Origin of the sequence: Bacteroides mediterraneensis (assembly GCF_025993685.1) — a bacterium.
Lineage (GTDB): Bacteria > Bacteroidota > Bacteroidia > Bacteroidales > Bacteroidaceae > Phocaeicola > Phocaeicola mediterraneensis_A.
The window spans coordinates 3822356-3840510 of sequence record NZ_DAJPEN010000001.1; the positions used below are offsets into that span (position 1 = coordinate 3822356).

15 protein-coding genes are annotated in these 18155 nt (G+C 46.9%); 12 read left to right on the forward strand and 3 right to left on the reverse strand.

The window, feature by feature from the left end; genetic code table 11:
- Positions 1 to 7 precede the first annotated feature (7 nt).
- Positions 8 to 3409, reverse strand: coding sequence for a family 78 glycoside hydrolase catalytic domain (locus tag OIM59_RS16305; protein WP_303898271.1), 3402 nt, complete (start codon positions 3407 to 3409; stop codon positions 8 to 10).
- A gap of 143 nt (positions 3410 to 3552) precedes the next feature.
- Positions 3553 to 5064, reverse strand: coding sequence for a beta-glycosidase (locus OIM59_RS16310; protein WP_303897729.1), 1512 nt, complete (start codon positions 5062 to 5064; stop codon positions 3553 to 3555).
- Between the two features lie 481 nt (positions 5065 to 5545).
- Between OIM59_RS16310 and OIM59_RS16315 the strand changes: the two genes are divergently transcribed.
- The 6 genes from OIM59_RS16315 (at position 5546) to OIM59_RS16340 (ending at position 9862) form a co-directional block, all read left to right on the forward strand.
- A complete protein-coding gene (locus OIM59_RS16315) occupies positions 5546 to 5866 on the forward strand; it encodes a DUF3836 domain-containing protein (RefSeq protein ID WP_303897731.1) in 321 nt (106 codons plus the stop codon).
- A gap of 26 nt (positions 5867 to 5892) precedes the next feature.
- Positions 5893 to 6726: a CPBP family intramembrane glutamic endopeptidase gene (locus OIM59_RS16320; protein ID WP_303897733.1), complete on the forward strand. Its 834-nt coding sequence runs from the start codon at positions 5893 to 5895 to the stop codon at positions 6724 to 6726.
- Between the two features lie 29 nt (positions 6727 to 6755).
- Entirely contained in the window at positions 6756 to 7406 is a 651-nt protein-coding gene (locus OIM59_RS16325; protein WP_299173042.1) for a DUF2975 domain-containing protein, read from the forward strand.
- 15 nt (positions 7407 to 7421) lie between these two features.
- Complete coding sequence (locus tag OIM59_RS16330) at positions 7422 to 7874, forward strand: DUF2975 domain-containing protein (RefSeq protein ID WP_303897735.1); 453 nt, start codon at positions 7422 to 7424, stop codon at positions 7872 to 7874.
- Between the two features lie 14 nt (positions 7875 to 7888).
- Positions 7889 to 8098 (forward strand): helix-turn-helix transcriptional regulator, encoded by a 210-nt coding sequence (locus OIM59_RS16335; protein ID WP_022353539.1) that lies wholly within the window; start codon positions 7889 to 7891, stop codon positions 8096 to 8098.
- 273 nt (positions 8099 to 8371) lie between these two features.
- The gene (locus OIM59_RS16340; protein ID WP_303897737.1) at positions 8372 to 9862 is read left to right on the forward strand and encodes a WG repeat-containing protein; all 1491 of its coding nucleotides are present in this window, start codon (positions 8372 to 8374) and stop codon (positions 9860 to 9862) included.
- A gap of 81 nt (positions 9863 to 9943) precedes the next feature.
- Here OIM59_RS16340 and OIM59_RS16345 read toward each other — a convergent pair whose 3' ends face one another.
- Positions 9944 to 11152 carry an ROK family transcriptional regulator gene (locus tag OIM59_RS16345; protein WP_299173045.1) on the reverse strand — a complete coding sequence of 403 codons (1209 nt, stop codon included), beginning with the start codon at positions 11150 to 11152 and terminating at the stop codon, positions 9944 to 9946.
- Between the two features lie 309 nt (positions 11153 to 11461).
- Between OIM59_RS16345 and OIM59_RS16350 the strand changes: the two genes are divergently transcribed.
- The 6 genes from OIM59_RS16350 to OIM59_RS16375 all read left to right on the forward strand — a co-directional run bounded on the left by OIM59_RS16350 (position 11462) and on the right by OIM59_RS16375 (position 18142).
- Entirely contained in the window at positions 11462 to 12574 is a 1113-nt protein-coding gene (locus tag OIM59_RS16350) for a cyclically-permuted mutarotase family protein (RefSeq protein ID WP_303897738.1), read from the forward strand.
- Between the two features lie 73 nt (positions 12575 to 12647).
- Entirely contained in the window at positions 12648 to 13565 is a 918-nt protein-coding gene (locus OIM59_RS16355; protein WP_303897740.1) for a dihydrodipicolinate synthase family protein, read from the forward strand.
- Between the two features lie 11 nt (positions 13566 to 13576).
- Positions 13577 to 14764: an AGE family epimerase/isomerase gene (locus tag OIM59_RS16360; protein WP_303897742.1), complete on the forward strand. Its 1188-nt coding sequence runs from the start codon at positions 13577 to 13579 to the stop codon at positions 14762 to 14764.
- A gap of 39 nt (positions 14765 to 14803) precedes the next feature.
- Complete coding sequence (locus tag OIM59_RS16365) at positions 14804 to 16042, forward strand: MFS transporter (protein WP_299173048.1); 1239 nt, start codon at positions 14804 to 14806, stop codon at positions 16040 to 16042.
- Positions 16043 to 16057: 15 nt separating this feature from the next.
- On the forward strand, positions 16058 to 16504 hold the full coding sequence (locus OIM59_RS16370) for a YhcH/YjgK/YiaL family protein (RefSeq protein WP_299173049.1): 447 nt from the start codon (positions 16058 to 16060) through the stop codon (positions 16502 to 16504).
- 15 nt (positions 16505 to 16519) lie between these two features.
- The gene (locus OIM59_RS16375; protein ID WP_299173050.1) at positions 16520 to 18142 is read left to right on the forward strand and encodes a sialidase family protein; all 1623 of its coding nucleotides are present in this window, start codon (positions 16520 to 16522) and stop codon (positions 18140 to 18142) included.
- Positions 18143 to 18155 lie beyond the last annotated feature (13 nt).

Sequence of the window (18155 nt, forward strand, 5' to 3'; positions counted from 1 at the left end):
AAGCCTCTCATTTCACTGCAAAATGATAGGTACCCGAACCCAGCTCTATTTGAAGCATGCCTTCCTGACGCATTACTTCCTTCACCCCATTTTTTCCTGCCTGCAAAACACGACCATCTTCCGTCACCTTGTCTGTCGAAGCAACCGGCAAATAAAGTGTGGCACTCGTATTGGCCGGCACAGTGAATGAATACCTCACCTCCCCGTCTTTCACTTCCCATGCACTCTCTATCCGACCATACAAGGAATCATAATGCCCACGGGCAAAAGTCATCTGTCCGGTCGGGTCCACCCGCGGAGACAACACAAAATGCTTGAACCCCGGATGATTCTCATCCCGCATAATCCCTAATGAATAGGCATACATCCAGGCTCCTACGGCCCCGAATGAATAATGATTGAACGAGTTCATCCGATTGTTTTCGCCAAACCCATCCACATGAGTATAAGAATTCAGCCGCTCCCAGATGGTCGTAGCTCCCTGTTCCACGGAATACAGCCACGAAGGATAGGTGGTCTGCTGCAACAACTTGTAGGCCACGTCGTCGTAGCCATTGTCCGAAAGTGCCTTGCTAATCCAGGCCGTCCCGATGAATCCCGTCATCAGAGAATAAGCCGGATAAGTCTTTCCGTCGTCACCCACATTTTCCCGCTGAACCGTTTGAGCGAGACGAGCTGCAAACTCTTCCCGAAGCTCCGGCGGGACAAGACCGAAGGCCAGCGGAAGCACGTACGAAGTCTGTATGTCTACCGGTTTCCCTTTTTCAGGTCCGTCGGCCCCGGAAGAAACCGTCCGGGCCGTCACCTTATCCACATACGTACGCAGGAAGAATTCTTTCCGTTTCTGATACAAATCCGCATACCTCCGTGCCTCACTTTCCTTGCCCAATAGCTTGGACACTTTCACCATGATATCCAGGTCGTACAAGAAATAAGCTTCCCACATCAGTGTCTTGTCGTTCTTGTTGTCCTCCGGCCCCAGCCAGTCGCCCAGATTTCCCCACACCTTCTCCTGCTCCAAGATACCCGTTTCCAGATTGATGGTCTTTGCCAGTATATAATCAATGTAGCGACCCATCGCCGCATAATGTTCCGCCAGCAAGTTCTTGTCGCCGTACTGCTGGTACACTTCCCAAGGCACCGTGATGCCCGCGCTGCCCCACAACAGGCCCCCAAAGCCTACACCCAGCGGAGCCACATCGGGGAAACGTCCGTCTTCCCGCTGCACATCGCGCATGGCCTGCAAATAACGGCGAAGGAATTGCGGCACATCGGCCAGATAAGTCGCCGTCCGGGAGAAGACCGAGATATCCCCTGCCCAACCCAAGCGTTCGTTCCGTTGCGGACAGTCGGTCGGGATGGAGAAGAAGTTGGCATAGGTAGACCACACGATGTTGTGCCATAGCCTATTCACCTTCTCGTTCGAGGTTTCATACTGAGAGGCAAGTCCGTCAATCGAGCTCAACACCGTGCCCTTCACACTCTCCAAGGGCAAGGCCTTGTCAATGCCCGTAATCTCGACATAGCGATATCCGTGGTAAGTGAACCTCGGTGCAATCGTTTCCTCCCCTCCCTTGGTGATATATTTGTCCTGTGCCATTGCCGCACGGATATTCTCGAGCATAATCATCCCCTCATTGCCGGCATAACGCGGCAGGTCCGGATATTTCACCTCGGCATAACGGAGATTGATTTCCCGGCCCGCTTCCATTCCGTGGAGCGTGATTTCAGGTACTCCCACCATGTTCTGCCCCATGTCGTACACAAAAATACCCGGCCGTACTTCTTCCACCGACCGAGCCGTCAGTTGCTGAATGGCCCGTACCGTCTGGCCATACTGGGCCTTCAGGTGAAAATCCGAATAATCGTTCACTTTCGGCACGTTTCCTCCTCCCACCTGACTGACATGATTTTCCAGCGTCACTTCCACCGCCGACTTCCACGCCGCATCCTCGTAACCCGGGCAAGACCATCCGGCGATTGCCTGTTCCTTCCGGGCGTCATAGACTTCTCCCTGAAAGAAACTGCCATACACCACCGGTCCCTGGTTGAAATACTTCCATGTGTCCGGCGAAGTGACCACCGCCTGCTGCCGTCCATTCTCGTACGTCACCACCAGCTGGGCCAGCAACGACTGACGGTCGCCAAAGAAGTTCCAGTTTTCTCCGGCATAAGTGGCACCTCCGCTCCACCACCCTTCGGCCAGCACCGCACCCAGTGCATTTTTTCCGACCTGTACCAGCTTCGTCACATCGTACACCTGATACAGGTGTGTTTTATTATACTGTGTCACGCCCGGATTGAAATAATCCTTTCCAACCCGTTGCCCGTTGAGATACATCTCATAAATACCGCGGGAGGTGACATACAGCCGTGCTTTCTTGATTTTATTCGCAATGGTTGCAAACTCCGTACGCAGCATCGGCATGGAGTTACGGCTCGGGTTTTGTACATACCATTGCCTTCCCCCTTCTAATCGGGACGCATCCAGTGTCACGGAAGTCAGTCGGTTTTCCGGACTCCGGAAATTACGGATATCCGTCTTCACACCCGAAAAGGCCTTCGCATCCTCCAAGGCAAAGCCCACCTCACCCACTACAGGAAAGGCAATGAAATCGCCTCCCTGCCCCAAGGGATTCACATTCACTTCCCCCAGCTGAGTTTCTCCTTTTTTCAAGACCGTGAAACCCAAGTTGGAATACAGAGAGAAAGTATGCGCCTGATACTGGTTCCCGACATTCAACACGTCATTCGGTATCAAAAAAGATTTCAACGGTACGGAAGGCTTGTCATCGGGCTGATAACCTGCACGATAAAGATGTATCCATGCGTTTCCGCCTCCTTTCAGCGGCGTCAAGTCGAACTCCACCTTGATGTAAGAAGCATCCTTTCCATTGGAAAGATGATACAGGTTCTTGTTCGCATCCATCAACCGCTCGTCATTCGCTCCATACACAAAGGCTATCTTACGGGATACGGCCTGCTCCTTCATCTGGAAAGAAAAATCCAAGCGGAACACAGGCAGATAGGGTGAATAAAGTACCATGTCCTCGTCACCACCCCCAATCCAGCGGGCTCCGTGCCAGCCATTTGCCTCGTGGTCCGTCAGCAGACTGGTTTCAAACCAGGACGTTCCTTCCTGCACCTTTCCCTGATTGTTCCATACCTTTACCTGCCACGTATAACGGGTCGTCGGCTGCAAGGCTTCTCCCTGGTACACCACATGCTGGGAGACGTCTCCTGCCACCTTCCCGGAATCCCATACCCGCTTTCCAGCCTCATCCTGCACAATCAGCTGATAGGCCGTCTGACAGAGACCTCTTTCCTGCGGAACAGCCGTCAGCTGCCAGCCAAACCTTGGAGCGGGGGTGTCTATGCCAAGAGGAGTCTCAGCCAACTCTACGGTCATCCCCGCCAAAGAAGGAGACTCTTTTTTATATGTATTGCTCGACAATATGATTCCCAACAAAATTGCGATAAATAAGTGCTTCCCAACCATAACCAATAGTATTATCTTAGATTATAAATTTTCGATACTTCTTCTATATTGTATTATTTCATTTCAAACGTATTCATGGAATGAGGAGCCAACACCACTTCCAAATAACGCTTGCCCAACTTTACGGTCAGCTTTTGTGACTCTTCCTTGAAGTTTCCGGCTATCACCACATACTTCTTCGCCGGAGTCCTTACCACCAGCACCGGTTTCTTGTCGTCTCCCTCCGGCTTATAGGCCAATACTTCCGAACCGGAAGCGATGTAATGAGCATAATGCTTCACCGCAAAATATTCAGGCGTATACGTAAACGTACGTGTCTTTGAATCGACCCGAATCAAGGCGTTCTGTTTCCATCCCCAGGTGCTTTCTCCATTATCCAAAAGGATAAAATTCCAAAGGTTATACTCGTTGCATCCGTTCCCCAAATAATGATTGATTAACTCAAAGGTATGTTCGCCCGACTTCCAGTCAAAGCTTCCCCAGCCACATTCACTCTCGGAACAAATGTAACTCCAGTCGGGATGCTGTTGCCGGATAGCGGCCAGAATCTCGCGTCCTTCCCATTGGAAGCCCATTCCGGAAACACAATCTTGCAATTGCTTATCCGAAAGCATCTTCTCCACATGATCCTGCCGGTTCGTGTTCAGCGTGCCTAAATACAACTTCACCTCCGGATGCGCCTTTTTCAGTGCCGGAGCCAGGTAATCCCGATTAAAGAGGATAGTTCCTTCTGCCGTCCATGCACATCCGGGATAGGGGGTATAGCTGTAAGCCTCATTCTGATACATCACCATATCAATAGGGATGCCTTCTGCCTTGTAGGCATCAATGAACTTACAGAAGTAATTGGCATAAGTCTGCAAATAACGGGGGTCTTGTATCATATAGTCGGTAGTAGCCAGCTGACGGGGGAATTTCCCTTTACGTTCTCCTACCAGTTTCATCTCGTCCGGATCGGTCGTTCCACCTACATTTCCATAAAGCAGATAGTCCAATTTCGGCGACAGATGATTGGACGGACTGCTCAACACCGGGTAATCTCCATTTATTTTCAGCCAGCTGGGGGGAGACCAGGGAGAAATCCAGAAGGTGAGTGCCGGATTGTATTTCTGTGCCGCCCGAATGAAAGGAATAATCGCCTGTTTATCCCGGTCGATGTTGAAGTAGCGTAATTCAAAATCACCTTCCACCTCATCGCAACTGTACCAGGAACGGGCATAGTCGTTGGCACCCAATGAAATCCGTCCCCGCCCGATACGCAAATCACCATCCGGGGCAAATACCTTTTTCAAGATTTCATCCTGCTCTTCACGGGTCAGCGCGCCCAGCGCATCCCAACAAAGCTCATTGAAAGTAACTCCCCAGGTCTTAAACGTGGTTATTTTAGCCTTTTCGTCCACAGACACATCCGGAAGGACATTTACTTCGCTTTTCAAGCGGACAGTGGATTGTTGCCAAGTTGCATTCTCACTGCTATGTATCCAGTTATAAGTTTGAGCGGAAAGCTGTACGGCCCCTAAGGTAAACAGACAGCTAATACAATACATTTTCAATCGAGTTTTCATGGTAAGTACAGATTTTAGTTTTATCTAAAGACGACATAAAAGTATTAATTTTAAATCTAACACAGCATTCAAAAGAAAACTTATCAGTATTTTTTATGTTTCCCTATGCAGAAACATACGTTTTCCTATCGTGAAACGTACGTTTCCGCACCGAGAAACATAGATTTCCCGTAAGGGAAACATAAAATCAACTGCCTCATTTTTCCATTAACAGACTTTGATTTTCAACATTTCAGCCCCTGTCATCCGCACTCGCCCCTTCAAGCCGGAAAGTCTCCTTTCATCCCGATTTATACAACTCACAAGTTACTGAAACCCTATCCTTCCCGTAAAAAAGAAAAAATTATCGTTTTTCGATAAAATATTTCTGTTTTTCTTTTGTAGTTCAAAAATAACACTTACATTTGCATATCGAAAAACGATAAATATTTATCGAAAACAAACGACGTACACTCTTATTTACACACAAACACGTACAATTATGAAAAAGACATTCACAAAAAAGACACTGGCAGCAGGAATAGCCGCTGCACTGATGACATTGACAGCCACACACGCAAACGCAAAAGAAACCTTCATTTACGGACAGAACCAGCAAAGCTTGACGGTATCTACCCTGAATGAAGACGGCAAAACACTCACTCCCAAGTGGAAGTACGAATACCAGTACGACACACTGGGAACCCTGACCGAGAAAAAGGCTTACCGCTGGGATGCGGACCGAAAAACCTGGAATCCGGCTTATCTGCTGACCTGGGGCACTGAAGGTCCGGCTCTTCAGAAACTTTCAACCAACAAGTAAACAAACTTTTTAAAACGTACACGATTATGGGACGCACCATCAAATTATTACTGTATTTCTTTGCCTACCAACTGGCTTTCATGGGGGTAGCCATCTGTGGATACATGCTGTATCGCCACACCTTCGAATTGCCGAAGACCCTCGACACGCTTTATACAAACCTGATCATGCTGGCACAGATACTCTCTACCGCTGCGTTAGGCATCCATCTGCTGGCTGGCAAATATGTGGGACTGGACCGGAAAACTTGGGGATATCACTGCTCTCCCAAACTGTTGGCTACATCAGTGGTATTTATTTTAGCAATGGGCTTATGGACCAACTACTTCAACGAACTAGCCGACCTGCCCAACAATATGGAGGCTGCCTTTGACATGATGATGCATCATCCCTTAGGTATCGTGGCCATCGTCATCATGGCTCCCCTCGTAGAGGAACTGCTGTTCCGTGGTGCCATTCAGGGACATCTGCTCCGCAAATGGAAACATCCAGCCTGGGCCATCGTACTTTCTTCATTGATTTTCGGACTGGTACACGGCAACTGGGTACAGGCACCTTTCGCCTTTGTCACCGGACTGGCGCTGGGATGGATGTACTACCACACGGGGAGTCTGTTACCCGGCATCCTGATGCACTTTGTCAATAACAGTGCGGCTGTGATTGCTTTCTTATCGGCAGACGACCCGAATGCGACCATGGTTTCTACTTACGGAGCCACCGGAGCGGCACTCATGGCAGCCGGAGGATTTGTCCTCACCGTCCTCTGTGTACTGTTCATCCAAAAGAAGCTGGTTCCGCAACCGGCTTCCTGGCATCAGCCTGCCCAGGCAGAAGTTATTGAACTAGAAAACAATAAATGATTTGACCATTTAAAATTTTCATCTGCATTATGAAAAAGAAATTGAATATATTCTGTGCATGCGTGATTGCCGCTTTTCTGCTGTCTGCTTCCGGAAACGTGTACATGGTTGCAAAAATATTATTTATCAACGGAATGGAGATCGGCCTGAAAGCCGCTCAAGGAGAAATCATAGACGTTCCCCAATATAAAACGATGCACGTTCTGCCCACCGACCTGACGAAAACAGCCGGTACGATTACCAACCTAAAAGACGGTAAGCAACTGGCCATCAAACCTATGACAGCACTGATCGAATATCCTTACACCAATATTAGTCTTGGTATCAGTGTATTACAGGGATTCATCGGTTTCATTGTCCTCATTGGACTTATCTCTGTCGTTGTCTATTTCGGCAAGCTGATGATACACATCAACCGAAACATCGTGTTCGACTGGATCAACGTAAAACACCTGCGCCGCATCGGTTGGAACATGTTAGGGATATATGTACTCGGTTATATCAGTATCTGGATTTCGAACCATCAGTTTGCACAGGCCATTGAACTGGCGGGAAGCGAATTCAACACCCTGATGGCTTCTTCCGACTCCACACTGATTTTAGGTTTTATCGCCCTGCTGGCTGCTGAAATCTTTGCCCTCGGCCTGCGACTGAAAGAAGAAAATGATTTGACGATTTAATTAAACACACGAACAATGAAAACCCAATCCTACAAACGCCTGATGCAATACTGCGACTTTGTTTCGGTACTCAGCCTTTTGGCATCCATCGCTTATGGCTTTAGCCAGATAGTGCCTCTCTGTTATGAAATTGGGAAAAACGACAGCGATACTTTTATATGGGAAGCGTTAATACAAGCCATTGAGTGTTATGCCATTTTCTTTATCGGCCTGCTGGCCTATTTCATGGCACGCAACGTGAAAAAAGGAAAAGTATTCTGCCGCGTCAACCAACGGATTTTGTCGGCCATCGGAATTTCCACAATGCTTTCGGGAGTACTGATGAATGTCATCGTCAATCTCACCCCAATAGACACATTCCATCAGAACAGCATCCTGCTGATTGTGATAGGAGCCGTTTTCGTGCTGGTCTCCTTGCTGTTTGAGATAGGTATCCAGATACAGAAAGAACAAGATTTGACTATTTAACTCAACTACTAACTATGCCGATTATCGTAAATCTCGATGTGATGATGGCGAAACGGAAAGTTTCGCTGGGAGAGCTTGCCGAACGGATTGACCTGACACCGGCAAATCTCTCCATTCTGAAAACAGGAAAGGCCAAGGCCATACGCTTCTCCACCCTGGAGGCCATCTGCAAGGAACTGGACTGCCAGCCAGGGGACATACTGGAATATCGGGCGGAAGAATAATAATCATTTAAACAAGCTTATCCGAAATAAAAAGTTCGGATAAGCTCGTTCTTTCATCACTTACGTCTTGAAAATGACCATTTATTCATGAATGAAAAAACTCTCTATTCTTTTTCTGAACAAAAAAACGTATCTTCGGATAAATAAATCTAATTATCCAACTATGAAAAATCAATCTATCTCATCTTTTATACACACAAAAATCTATCAATTTTAATTATAGCATGGGGGAAAAATAGTTATCCAGAAGTGTTCTATAAATATTAATACATTATGAAAACAACTATCAAATTATTCGGAACAATAGCCATACTTTCTATGTTCATGGCTTGTTCAGAGAGGCAGCAAGATGGAGAATATGAAACCTCACTATTCTCAGTCAAAACAGATGGCAAATGGGGATATGTCAATCACAAAGGGGAATACGTAATTAACCCACAATTTGAAGAAGCCAGTTTATTCACAAACGGACTAGCCCAAATAAAAGTGGATGGAAAAATCGGATTTATCAACGAAAAAGGAGAGATGGTGCTGTCTCCTCAATATAACTCCGCCACTATGTTCCATGACGGGAAAGCATGGGTGGTACGACCAGACAACGCACCAGAACTGATAGACAAAAAAGGGGAAGTAATCTTAGAATACAAAAAAGGACGCATAATACATTCATTTTCAGAAGGACTATCCATCGTGTACGATGACAATGACAACTACTGGGTAATCAATGAAAAAGGAGAAACCATATTCAGTCTACCAGAAAAGCATATTTTCTTTTCTAATTATACAGAAGGACTTGCTGTGGTGCGCAATAAAAAAGATTACGGATATGTCGATAAAGACGGAAAAATCGTAATCAACTGCCAGTTTGACTATGCCGAACCTTTCAAAAATGGAAAAGCCATTGTAAAACAAGGTGACATGTATGGAGTAATCGACAAAGAAGGTAAATACGTAATCAATCCACAATTTAAGGCAATGATGCCTGATGAAAAAGGATACGTAGTACGTGTCGGAGATAAATTCGGCTGGTGTGATGAGAAAGGGAAATTAGTCATCAATCCACAATTTGATTTATTAATGCCATATAATGGTAATGACATGACACCTGTAGCTCTAAACTCCAAAGTAGGCTTTGCAGACAAAGAAGGAAAATATGTGATTAACCCACAATTCAATGATGCGACTCCAGTTTTCGATGACATTATGTGGGTGCAGGCTGATGATAAATGGGGTATTATCAACAAAAAAGGAGAATATATAGCCAACCCACAGTTTGATAAAGTATCAGCATATTCCTACATAAACCCATTTTATGAATATGCCATCTCTGAATATTTTGACGTAGAAGGTATCAGTACATGGATTGCTTCTCTTTTTACTGATGGAAAATTTGATGGAATCAAAGTTTCTGAAACTTCCATTAAGCAATTCCGTGAAAAATATAAAATAGGAGACCGCAATGCATATAGTAAACGCTATTCACGCGACATGAACTATACGATAATTGCCAACGGTACTTTCCAACAAAAAGTATCCAACGGCTGGTGGGGACCTGTTTACAAGCTGATTCCAGACGCTAAGTTGGATTATATTCACCTTCAGATAAACCTTTCAAACCCATCCAAGTATGGAGAAGTATATGGAGCGGTAAATAAGGCTTTAGCTATAAAAGACGGACGTACATCTTCCGGATTATATACCACCATTGAACAGGGAGATGAAAGTCTTTCCATTTATGTAAGCGACAAGCCTTTTACAAGATAAGTCTGCGTATTTAACCTTATAGATATAGCCCAGCCTTCAACACCTCAAATGTTCATGACTGGGCTATTTCATAATAAATATTTACCATTCAAACAATTTGCTTCTGGACAGCAGACAAGCACCTACCACTCCTGCTTTTGCCTGCAGCTTCGACAAGACCACGGCAGAATCTTTGCTTACCAGATTCAAGGAGTATTTGCGGATGGCCGTCTTGATGGGTTGCAAAATATAATCTTCCGTCAACGCCAGCGTTCCGCCGATGACCACCAGTTCCGGATTGAACAGGTTAATCAGACCTGCGAGATAACGCCCCAGTTTGCGCCCGATTTCTTCCACCAGTTCAATGCACAGGATATCTTCTTTATTGGTGGCCTCCACAATCTCTTCCAGCGTAAGTGAGGACTCACCTGAAAGAATTCTTTTGGAAAGAATGGTAGTCTGTCCGTTCTTTACCCGCTCACAAAGAATCCGATGCAGGGCCGAACCGGAAACCTCGGTTTCCAGACATCCTTTTTTTCCGCAACGGCAGATAATTTCATTGTCGAACACATTGAAATGACCGAATTCTCCCGAAAAACCCGAACGCCCCGTATAGATTTTCCCGTCAATGATAAAGGCCGAACCAAGTCCCCAGCTGAGATTGATGAACACCACATCTTTTTCTCCTTTGACCACTCCTTTCAGTAGCTCACCATAGGCCATGGCACGGGTATCGTTGTCGATGCTCACCGGAATACCGATTTTTTCAGTCAAAATTTCGGCCAGCGGACGTTCCTCGAAATTAAACATGCTGAAGCTATAGCCTTCTTCCGGATTCACACGGCCCGAAATATTTACTCCTACCTGAAGAATCTTTTCTTTGATATTCTTATGTTTCTCTATGAAAGTGCAAATATGCTGAATCAGCGATTCCAAACTTTCCACTGTATTGTCGAGCCGACATTCTATCCCCATCTGGATATCTACCATATCCCCTGTAAAATTCATCAGGCCGATGTTCAGGCAGAATGCCTTGATATCCACTCCTACCATATAGGCTGAATCCGGATTCAGACCATACAGATTAGGGGGTCTTCCCTCGCTGGTCTCCTGCTTTCCATAATTGATGATGTATCCTTCTTCCACCAGCTCCATGACAAACTTGGTGACAGTAGGAATACTCAAGTCTATATCTTTTGCCAAATCAGGAATTGTAGACGAATGATTGTGCATCAGATAGGTGATAATCCGCTTTTGAGTAAGCATATTTTTCGTGCCATTTCCTAGTCCTTCGATTAACTTGTGTACCATAATATTATGACCATACTTTAGTTGAACCCACAATAGCATGCTCAGATGACAGGCTATTTTCTATCCCTATAAGATTAATAAATTATTATATTTAATGGTTCACAAGGCGTGTTTTACTTATTAAAGCAACCTCCCTGACAAACCGATGGCTAAGATAATAAATTTATTGACATAAAACAACAAAAGTAAAATATTAATTATATATGGCAAAAGCTACAAAAAATCTTCATTAAATCATGGACAACTTAAAATATTATGCGTATTTTAGCAGATATAAATCCATCCTCCCTTAGCCAAATGAAAATACGAATGAAAAAAAGATGCTTGATTTGGGGAATCCTTGTATTCCAATATGTGGTGTCCTTGGCACAATCTGTACCTTCTTCTTCGACGCAACTCCCCGACTATCCAATCACACAAGGTGTATCCGCTCCTTTTGCGGGCTTCATAAAAGACTGGCTGATAGTGGGTGGAGGCTGCAATTTCCCCCTCAAGCCTGCTGCCGAAGGAGGAGAAAAAGTGTATTATGACCAGTGCTATGCACTAAACGTCCAGTCTGAATGCCCACAGTGGATACCGCTTCCATCACTGCCCTGCCCGGTGGCCTACGGCTGTGCCATAGAAACACCGGAGGGCTTGGTCTGCATCGGAGGAGCCAATGCGGACTCCTGCCTGACCCGTGTATTCCGGATTCAAGCTGCCGACTCTCCACAAAAGTTTGCCATCCAACCACTTCCTTCATTGCCCGAAACCATAGACAACGCCGCGGCTACCCTTCTTAACGGATGTATCTACCTTACCGGAGGAAACCAGCAGCACAGACAGAACGCCCTGTACAAACTGGACTTGAATACAGACCAGACGTGGCAGAAACTGGCTGCCTATCCGGGGCCTCAGCGCGTACAGCCGATTCTGGTCCACGACGCACACAAGCTTTATTTAATAGGTGGATACCAGGCAGCATCGGACACCTCGGAAAGCATACTTTCACACGATATCTTATGCTATCTTCCCGAAACCGGCCGCTGGGAGTACGAGTCGGATATACCCCTGGAAGAGAATGGAGAGAAACGCTGTATGGCGGGAGGAAGCGGCACCCAAACCTCCACACATCTCATCCTTGGCGGAGGAGTCAACTATAGCATTTTTAAAAAGGCCCTGGATGGAAAAGCGGGAAAAGACTATCTTACTCACGAGCCATCCTGGTATCGGTTCAACGATGACCTTCTCTGCTTTGACTTCACACATAAAAAATGGACCCAGCATCCCAACATCCCGGGTATGGCACGGGCCGGAGGCATTCTCCTGCTACATCGTCATTGTTTATACATGGTATGCGGAGAAATAAAACCTGGCATACGTACCCCACAAATTACTGTTTATCCACTTAAAAAAGAAAGAGATTTTCAAAATAACCCCTAAAAACCTTGTAGTATAAAAATTATATCGCTATTTTTGCCGATATTAAATAAATCAATTTATTAAATACAATATTATGGAAAAAATTATTGGCTTAATTGATGCTCCGTTTACTCCGTTTTATGAAAATGGGGAAGTAAACTATGAACCGATTGCTGCGTATGCAGCCATGCTGGCAAAAAACGGCCTGAAAGGCGTGTTCATCAACGGCTCATCCGGTGAAGGCTACATGCTGACAGAAGAAGAACGTATGAAACTGGCTGAACGCTGGATTGAAGTGGCTCCCGAAGGTTTCAAGATAATTGTACACGTGGGAAGCTGCTGCGTAAAGGCAAGCAAGATGCTGGCCGAACATGCACAGAAAATCGGTGCATGGGGTATCGGTGCCATGGCTCCTCCTTTCCCGAAAATCGGCCGCATCGAAGAACTGGTGAAATACTGCGAAGAAATCGCAGCCGGAGCGCCGAATCTTCCATTCTATTATTACCACATTCCGGCATTCAACGGTGCCTACCTGCCGATGGTAGAATTGCTGAAAGCGGTAGACGGACGTATTCCGAACTTTGCCGGTATCAAATATACGTACGAAAGCATTTATGAATACAACCAGTGCCGCCTGTACAAGAACGGCAAGTTCGACATGCTGCACGGACAAGATGAAACCATCCTTCCTTCACTGGCCATGGGCGGTGCACAGGGCGGTATCGGTGGAACGACCAACTACAACGGTATCAATCTGGTAGGCATCCTCGACGCCTGGAAAGCCGGCGACATTGAAAAGGCTCGCGAATTGCAGAACTTCTCACAGGATGTCATCAACGTAATCTGTCACTACCGCGGCAACATCGTAGCCGGAAAACGGATTATGAAACTGATTGGTCTGGACTTGGGCAAGAACCGTACGCCGTTCCAGAACATGACCGATGAAGAAGAAGCCCGCATGAAGGCGGAACTGGAAGCTATCAATTTCTTTGACCGTTGCAACAAATTCTAAACATCGGCCTTATGATGTGCATAGATACCTACGCAAAATACTGGGCGGAGAACTACAAAGAAGATCTCACCCACAACATCATGCCTTTCTGGCTGAAATATGGTCTCGACAAGAAACACGGAGGTGTATATACCTGCGTGGCACGCGACGGACAGCTGTTCGACACCACCAAGTCGGTATGGTTCCAGGGCCGTTTTGCCTTTATCTGCTCTTTTGCCTACAACCATGTGGAAAAGAACCCGGAATGGCTGGAAGCAGCCAGACTGACGCTGGATTTCATTGAAAACCACTGTTTCGATACAGACGGAAGAATGTATTTCGAAGTCATGGCCGACGGCACGCCGCTCCGGAAAAGAAGATATGTGTTTTCTGAAAGCTTCGCCGCCATCGCCATGTCGGAATATGCACTGGCTACCGGCAACCAGGAATATGCGAAAAAAGCACTCGACCTGTTCAAGCGGATGCGTCATTTCCTGCACACACCAGGCATTCTGGAACCGAAATACCTTCCGACTCTACAGGCACAGGGCCATTCCATCACCATGATCATGGTCAACGTGGCTTCCTGCATCAAGCAAGTGATTTCCGACCCGGAACTGGATGCCCAGATTGAAGAATCCATCCATGCGTTGAAAAATTACTTCATGCACCCGGAATTTAAGGCTTTACTTGAAATGGTAGGCCCTAAAGGAGAATTCATCGACACCATGAACGGACGTACCATCAACCCGGGACATTGCATCGAGACGTCCTGGTTCCTGTTCGACGTAGCCCGTAACATGGGTGGTAACAAGGAGCTCATCGACATGGCACTGACCATTCTCGACTGGTCATGGGAATGGGGATGGGACAAGCAGTACGGAGGTATCATCAACTTCAAGGACTGCAAGAACCTGCCTCCTCAAGACTATTCACAGGACATGAAATTCTGGTGGCCGCAAACCGAAGCCATCATTGCCAACCTGTATGCCTACAAGCTGACCAAAGACGAAAAATACCTGAAGCGCCATAAACAAATCAGTGAGTGGACGTATGCCCATTTTCCCGATAATGAGTTCGGCGAATGGTATGGATACCTGCACCGCGACGGCACAGTAGCCCAACCCGCAAAAGGTAACTTGTTCAAAGGTCCTTTCCATATTCCAAGAATGATGGTCAAGGGATACACTTTATGTAAAGAAATACTTGCCGGAGAATAATCCGGCAAGTTTCATCATTAATCTGAATAACCATAATATATGAAGAACTCTAAGATTTATCCTTGGGTTGTAGTAGGACTGCTGTGGGGCGTGGCGTTGCTCAACTATATGGACCGGCAAATGCTCAGCACCATGAAGGAGGCCATGCAGATGGATATCACGGAACTGCAATCGGCTACCAACTTCGGTCGTCTGATGGCGATTTTTCTCTGGATTTACGCATTGATGAGTCCGGTTTCGGGGGTCATTGCCGACCGTTTGAACCGTAAATGGTTGATTGTGGGAAGTTTGTTCGTATGGTCTTCCGTCACCTACCTGATGGGAGTGGCCGAAACCTTCAACCAGATTGTCTGGCTGCGTGCCTTGATGGGAGTGAGCGAAGCACTCTACATCCCCGCCGGACTTTCCCTGATTGCAGACTACCACACCGGAAAATCTCGCTCTCTGGCTGTAGGCATCCACATGACCGGCCTGTACACAGGCCAGGCCATCGGGGGATTCGGAGCTACCGTAGCTGAAGCTGTCTCCTGGCATACTACTTTCCATTGGTTCGGTATCATCGGGATAGCCTACGCCGTGATTCTGATGTTATTCCTACACGATAAGAAGACGGAATCCATCCCCACAGAAAAATTGCAAGCTACACCTCATAAAGAAAAAGAAAGCGTTTTCACCAGTCTGAAATCCTTGCTGACCAATGTGGCTTTCTGGGTAATCTTGCTCTATTTTGCCGCTCCAAGCCTTCCCGGATGGGCTACCAAAAACTGGCTCCCGACCTTGTTTGCTGAAAACCTCGACCTGCCGATGTCGCAGGCTGGCCCTATCTCTACCATTACGATTGCCGTTTCTTCCTTCATCGGTGTCATCATCGGCGGTCCGTTGTCCGACCGATGGGTACAAAAAAACCTGCGCGGACGTATATATACTGGGGCCATCGGTTTGGGACTGACCATTCCTTCCCTGCTCTTATTAGGCTTCGGACATAATCTGGTGGCTGTAGTGGGTGCCGGACTGCTGTTCGGTATCGGATATGGCATCTTCGACACCAACAACATGCCTATCCTCTGCCAGTTTGTATCACACAGACAAAGAGCCACGGCATACGGAGTGATGAACATGGTGGGAGTCTCTGCCGGTGCCTTCATCACACATCTACTGGGCCGTTGGGGAGACAACGGCAGCCTGGGAGCCGGTTTTGCCATGCTGGCTATTGTAGTGGCTGTCGCTCTCTGCGTGCAATTATACTTCCTGCGCCCCAAGACAGACAATATGGAATAATAAAACTTTGAAAATATGATTGTTTCCAATTTACAAAACAGTGCCCGGATTGAAGCACTCCACCCTCTGTTCAAACAGTTGTTTGATTATGTGAAAAGTCATGACCTTCTGCATACTCCATGTGGAAGAATCGAGCTGGACGGGAACAACCTGTTCATCAACAATGTGAACCCCACGTGTGTAAAGGCATCCGAACAGGTGCTCGAAGTACACCGTGACTACATTGACATACACATCCTGCTGGAAGGAAAAGAACGTATCGGCTGGAAAGCGATGGAAGATGTCTGCCAACTGAAACAAGCTTACCAGGAAGAAGGAGATTGCGCCCTCTATACAGACACTCCCACCTGTTTCGTGGACCTGCTTCCGGGACAGTTCCTGATTGTCTATCCGGAAGACCCTCATGCTCCAGTCATCGGAGAAGGAAAAATCAGAAAACTGATAGCTAAAGTAAAAATCTAACCTACAACCCTAATTATGAGAAAATTACTTTCCTTATGTATCGGAATGATGTCTATCGGGCTGCAGGCTGCAGACACGGTATTTGTGAAAACCCCACAGGTGCCCATCCTGATAGAACGGCATGACAATGTGCTGGCTTACCTGCGTCTTGACGCAAAGGAAACCCAGACACTGGAAAATGTCACCCTTACTTTTGACAAGAATGTGCCGCTTTCACAGATAAAAGCCGTCAAGTTATATTATGGAGGAACAGACGCTCCCCAGGATAGAGGAAAAAAACGGTTCGCTCCGGTGGAATACATTTCTAGCCATACTCCTGGCCAAACCTTGTCGGCAAATCCTTCTTATTCCATCAAGAAAGCGGAGGTAACACCTAAGACCAGCACCCTTACCCTGGAAGGCAAGCAAAACTTGTTTCCCGGATACAATTTCTTCTGGATCAGCATCGAAATGCAACCTACGGCCTCACTGCAAACCAAAATTTCTGCAGAAGTCGCTCAAGTGAAAGCTGACGGGAAAATCCTGCCCACCAAGAACGTAGCAGGACAGAAAGTGATACAAAGAATGGGGGTCGGCGTACGTCACGCAGGTGACGACGGTTCCGCCGCCTTCCGTATCCCCGGTCTGGTAACCACCAACAAAGGCACTCTTCTGGGCGTATACGATGTACGCTACAACAGCAGCGTAGATTTGCAAGAACACATCGACATCGGCCTCAGCCGTAGTACGGATGGAGGAAAGACTTGGGAAAAGATGCGCCTGCCTCTGTCCTTTAAAGAATATGGAGGACTTCCATCGGCTCAGAACGGTGTAGGTGACCCTTCCATATTAGTAGACACCAAGACAAATACAATATGGATTGTAGCAGCCTGGACGCACGGGATGGGTAACCAACGAGCCTGGTGGAGTTCTCACCAAGGCATGGACTTGAACCATACAGCCCAGCTGGTACTTGCCAAAAGTACGGATGACGGAAAGACCTGGTCCGCCCCCATCAACATCACCGAGCAAGTGAAACTTCCGGAATGGTATTTCCTGCTTCAGGGACCGGGACGAGGTATCACCATGGAAGACGGTACCTTGGTGTTCCCCATCCAGTTCATCGACAAGACCCGTATTCCGAATGCAGGCATCATGTATAGCAAAGACCATGGAAAGACCTGGACCATCCACCACCATGCACGTACCAATACCACAGAAGCGCAGGTGGCTGAACTCGAACCTGGCACCCTCATGCTGAACATGCGTGACAACCGGGGAGGAAGCCGGGCTGTATATACCACACAGGATTTAGGCAAGACGTGGAAAGAACATGAATCTTCCCGTACGGCCCTGATAGAGCCTGTATGTATGGCCAGTCTGATCAGCGTGAAAGCCAAGGACAACGTGCTGGGGAAAGACCTGCTGATTTTCTCCAACCCCAACTCAACCAGCGCGCGAAAGGACATGACCATCAAAATCAGTCTCGACGGAGGAAAGACCTGGAGTCCGGAACATCAGTTACTATTGGATGAAGGATATAACTGGGGTTATTCCTGCCTGACCATGATTGATAAAGAAACTATCGGTATATTGTATGAAAGCAGCGTGGCCCACATGACGTTCCAAAGTATCAAGCTCCACGATATTGTAAAATAATTTATTATATAAT

Bases quoted from the DNA above. Each gene is read 5' to 3' on its own strand.
- OIM59_RS16375 (WP_299173050.1), top strand. From the start codon at position 16,520: ATGAGAAAATTACTTTCCTTATGTATCGGAATGATGTCTATCGGGCTG.
- OIM59_RS16350 (WP_303897738.1), top strand. From the start codon at position 11,462: ATGAAAAAAAGATGCTTGATTTGGGGAATCCTTGTATTCCAATATGTG.
- OIM59_RS16365 (WP_299173048.1), top strand. From the start codon at position 14,804: ATGAAGAACTCTAAGATTTATCCTTGGGTTGTAGTAGGACTGCTGTGG.
- OIM59_RS16305 (WP_303898271.1), bottom strand. From the start codon at position 3,409: ATGACCGTAGAGTTGGCTGAGACTCCTCTTGGCATAGACACCCCCGCT.
- OIM59_RS16320 (WP_303897733.1), top strand. From the start codon at position 5,893: ATGGGACGCACCATCAAATTATTACTGTATTTCTTTGCCTACCAACTG.
- OIM59_RS16360 (WP_303897742.1), top strand. From the start codon at position 13,577: ATGATGTGCATAGATACCTACGCAAAATACTGGGCGGAGAACTACAAA.
- OIM59_RS16335 (WP_022353539.1), top strand. From the start codon at position 7,889: ATGCCGATTATCGTAAATCTCGATGTGATGATGGCGAAACGGAAAGTT.
- OIM59_RS16340 (WP_303897737.1), top strand. From the start codon at position 8,372: ATGAAAACAACTATCAAATTATTCGGAACAATAGCCATACTTTCTATG.
- OIM59_RS16330 (WP_303897735.1), top strand. From the start codon at position 7,422: ATGAAAACCCAATCCTACAAACGCCTGATGCAATACTGCGACTTTGTT.
- OIM59_RS16325 (WP_299173042.1), top strand. From the start codon at position 6,756: ATGAAAAAGAAATTGAATATATTCTGTGCATGCGTGATTGCCGCTTTT.
- OIM59_RS16370 (WP_299173049.1), top strand. From the start codon at position 16,058: ATGATTGTTTCCAATTTACAAAACAGTGCCCGGATTGAAGCACTCCAC.
- OIM59_RS16355 (WP_303897740.1), top strand. From the start codon at position 12,648: ATGGAAAAAATTATTGGCTTAATTGATGCTCCGTTTACTCCGTTTTAT.
- OIM59_RS16345 (WP_299173045.1), bottom strand. From the start codon at position 11,152: ATGGTACACAAGTTAATCGAAGGACTAGGAAATGGCACGAAAAATATG.
- OIM59_RS16315 (WP_303897731.1), top strand. From the start codon at position 5,546: ATGAAAAAGACATTCACAAAAAAGACACTGGCAGCAGGAATAGCCGCT.
- OIM59_RS16310 (WP_303897729.1), bottom strand. From the start codon at position 5,064: ATGAAAACTCGATTGAAAATGTATTGTATTAGCTGTCTGTTTACCTTA.